A 3,262-nucleotide genomic window follows, 5' to 3' on the forward strand; every position below is an offset into this window, starting at 1 on the left:
GAGTACCGATTTCTTTTCATTTTTCTCATCCCCCATCACTAGTAGTGTAATCCACTTACACTCTTAGTGTCCAAAGTCATTAGGGGGCTAAAGAGCAACAGTCCTTTTTTAGTTCTAAATGCCAATGTATCTTTCTATCGAATCCTAGTTGACTTAAAATATGATTGTATACAAAACTTCATTTAGAAGGTGAACGCTTATTGAAACGATTGTTAAGTAGATTGGCCAAGGTTCTGCAGAGTCGTAAAGGGTCGCCAACGATGGAATACATTGTTGTTATCGCCTGTGGAGTTGCTTTAGCACTGTTACTAAATCAAGTAGTAGCTAGTGCAGAAGTGCAGGGGTCATTAAAAGACAAAATCATGCAGGTGCTTACTGGGCAAAACATGGCTGTCTCCTTGGATGAAGATAAGCCAAAAGAGCAATCGATCGAGGAACGGAAAGACGATCTTTTTGGAAGACCAGACTGGATAAAAGATCTAACGTCTGGTTATCAATCATTAAAAAACAAGTTCAAAAAAGGATTATCTGAAGCATGGGAAAACGTAAAAAATAAAGATCTGGGGGAAGTCACACAGTCTCTATGGAATAATACAACCAATGCGTTAGATAGTGCATGGCAATGGGCAAAGGAAAATAAAGAAGTGGTTGCTTCAGCAGGGGTGATTATTGCTGGAGTGGGCCTTCTACTCATTCCTGGGATGGAACCATTGGGACTCATGTTGTTGGCGAACTGGGGCCTTTCACTTGGTTTCGGCGCATTACTTAATGGCGGCAAAGTGGACAAGACAGTGCTGTTGGGAGCGGCCATTGGTGGTGCGGCTGGTGCAATCGGTGGTGGAGCGGCGAGTGCATTTTTTTCTGGCTTAACCAAACTTGCACCGGGACTGGGTACTGCCATAACAGGATCGCGTTTCTTAGGCCCAATTATCAGTGGGGGTAAGCAGATTCTTGGCAAAGCGCCTGCTTTTGTCCAACGTATGGCTGGTGAGTTATTCAGCAAAATGGGTGCAATGACGGCAACGGAAGGGGCCATTACCAGCGGAGTGGATGACTGGTTAAGAGGGAAAGAGCTTAACTGGAAACGAGCTGTTCTCTCTGGTTTAGCAGGAGCCACATTGGTTGGTTTTGCCTCTGGTGCATATCCACTGGTTCAACCGCTCCTCAATAAAGCGACGACTGCAATAGAAAAGCATACAGGTCCGATTTCCGCTAAGATCAAGCCGGCTGTTCAAAACGTAGGCAAATGTTTGGGATATCAGCAGACTCCGCGATACTTTGCGTTGATTAAATTTGGTGACGGGAACTTTATTGAGTGTTTGTATGCTCAAGCTTATCGTGGTGGCGGTGGGGGTACAAACGGTAATACTAATACAAATCCAAATATAGATGAAACATTACCGAGAGGAGCGGGAACTAAACCTGTTTCACCAAATGATAAGCTGACTGAGCCATTGCCTTTGATTCAATTCAAAGCAAATCCTAATCTGACTCCTCAAGCGGGTTCCAGAGCTACAGCAATTAACAGAGCTTGGCGGTTGGAAAAGGAATTGGTTCAACAAACAGGAAGAGGTACTTATCCGTGGACCGAGAGTGAGATTAACGAACTTTTAAGGACTGGAAAGGTAAGAGGATATACAGGACATCATATAATTAATGCTGAAAATGGTGAGCTAGGTGCAGCTTGGCAAGGAGATCCTCGAAATATAAGATTTTTATATAATAGGGGAAAAGGAAACGAGCATGTTGCAGGTCTTAAAGGACACAGAGGGAAATTTACGAATCCTACGAATGGACGACTAATTGATCGTCAAGCAATGATTGAATATTATAGAAAGCACCCACTCGAAAAGGAATGATTGTTATGATGCAAAAATTATTCCTTATAGGCTATTTTTAAGTTGGGCGGATAGATTAAGTATTTTTTTAAGGGTGGTATCAAGTCAATGGAAAAAGTTTTGCATAGATGGAATAAGGTCATGACGGAATGTGGTTTAGCAGTTGGACCGACAGATGAACATGTGATTAATGAGATTCAAAAGTCATTGTATCCAGGTGAAAAGTTACTTAAGTGGTATAAAGATCATGCGCCCAGAATGGGTGAATTGGATTTTGGGGGAAATCCGATTCAATTGTATGAGCCAGAAGAGATTGTTGAGGTTCAGGTGAATTTTAGTCATGATTTGGAAAGTATGCAAAGCAATCCAGAATGGCAAAATGACTGGATTGTAATTGCTGATAACGGTTTAAATCCTTTTATTTTAGATAAGAAGAAGGAGAATCTTTATCATGTATGGCACGGGCAAGGGGCTATTAACTTAAGAGAAATAGCACCAAGTCTAGAAGGCTTTATTGAGACATTGAATGTGTTATGTGAGGTATGTTACTTAAAATATGAAGGCCAATTTCTGAATGATGAATGGGAATTTGATAAAAAAATTTTACGAGAAATTGAGAAGAAGTTAGGAGCTATTCTGCCTAATGAATCCGTGAAAAATTGGATATTGATGCTGGAGTAAGATACAGAAGGTTAATGGCGATTTGTACAAGAATATGACGCAGCCGGCCGTTTCTCAACACATGCGGAAATTGAAGAACGTGAGGTTGGTGAAAGAACGCCGAAATGGTCAATGGGTTTTCTATTCATTGGATGGTTCCGTTTACCCGTTCTTTCAACAGGTATTAGAAACACTACCGGATATGAAAAACGAAATCGAGGAGCTAAAGGCAAGTGGGCGAAAAGTAGTCTGCGATTAAAGTTCCGGATTTATCTAAAAGCTTATAAAGAAAGGTCGTGGTGGAATGAGCGGATGCAACTTTATTCACCAGCGGAGATCATCATGATCGACCTCTGACCTTTGATATCTGTCAGCAAATCCTGAAACCTGGCGGACGTCTGGCCAACGTCGGTGTACATGGCAAGCCTGTTGATCTGCACCTGGAACAATTGTGGGATAGAAACAGGTATATTGGGTTTTGGGCAAGATTGGTTGGAGACGTTCCCGGAAAGCTGGGTCACTTAGTGGGTCTGTATCTGGATCGATCGTGTAAGAGCTGAGTTCCACGACAGAAAGATAGGAATACGGATTGGAAGTGACACCGGCAAAGCCCAGTTTATTAAACTTTGTTTTGATATCATTTAATTCGTCGATGTTCGGGCGAAGGTGCTTGGAGTTGAACCGATTATAGATGATGTAAGTGATTTTTGTTGCATTAACGGCTATCGAATGGATAATGTTAGAGATATTGACGGAGAGGTAAT

3 protein-coding genes and 2 pseudogenes are annotated in these 3,262 nt (G+C 41.9%); 4 read left to right on the forward strand and 1 reads right to left on the reverse strand.

All coding sequences use genetic code 11. From position 1 onward, the window contains the following. The first annotated feature begins 260 nt into the window (after window positions 1-260). The 4 genes and pseudogenes from CLV36_RS16730 to CLV36_RS17775 form a co-directional block, all read left to right on the forward strand. Window positions 261-1,859 carry a hypothetical protein gene (locus CLV36_RS16730; RefSeq protein ID WP_181353118.1) on the forward strand — a complete coding sequence of 533 codons (1,599 nt, stop codon included), beginning with the start codon at window positions 261-263 and terminating at the stop codon, window positions 1,857-1,859. Window positions 1,860-1,946: 87 nt separating this feature from the next. Continuing rightward, window positions 1,947-2,519, forward strand: a complete 573-nt coding sequence (locus CLV36_RS16735) for an SMI1/KNR4 family protein (RefSeq protein WP_106343403.1) — start codon at window positions 1,947-1,949, stop codon at window positions 2,517-2,519. 34 nt (window positions 2,520-2,553) lie between these two features. Further along, window positions 2,554-2,757 carry an ArsR family transcriptional regulator gene (locus CLV36_RS17060; protein WP_146130667.1) on the forward strand — a complete coding sequence of 68 codons (204 nt, stop codon included), beginning with the start codon at window positions 2,554-2,556 and terminating at the stop codon, window positions 2,755-2,757. A 91-nt stretch (window positions 2,758-2,848) separates the two neighbouring features. Further along, window positions 2,849-2,962, forward strand: a pseudogene (locus CLV36_RS17775) (alcohol dehydrogenase); the annotation flags it as partial. 49 nt (window positions 2,963-3,011) lie between these two features. Here the strand turns inward: CLV36_RS17775 and CLV36_RS17980 are convergent. Beyond that, window positions 3,012-3,245, reverse strand: a pseudogene (locus CLV36_RS17980) (chlorite dismutase family protein); the annotation flags it as partial. Window positions 3,246-3,262 lie beyond the last annotated feature (17 nt).

The sequence above is a fragment of the Laceyella sediminis genome (assembly GCF_003003125.1).
GTDB lineage: Bacteria > Bacillota > Bacilli > Thermoactinomycetales > Thermoactinomycetaceae > Laceyella > Laceyella tengchongensis.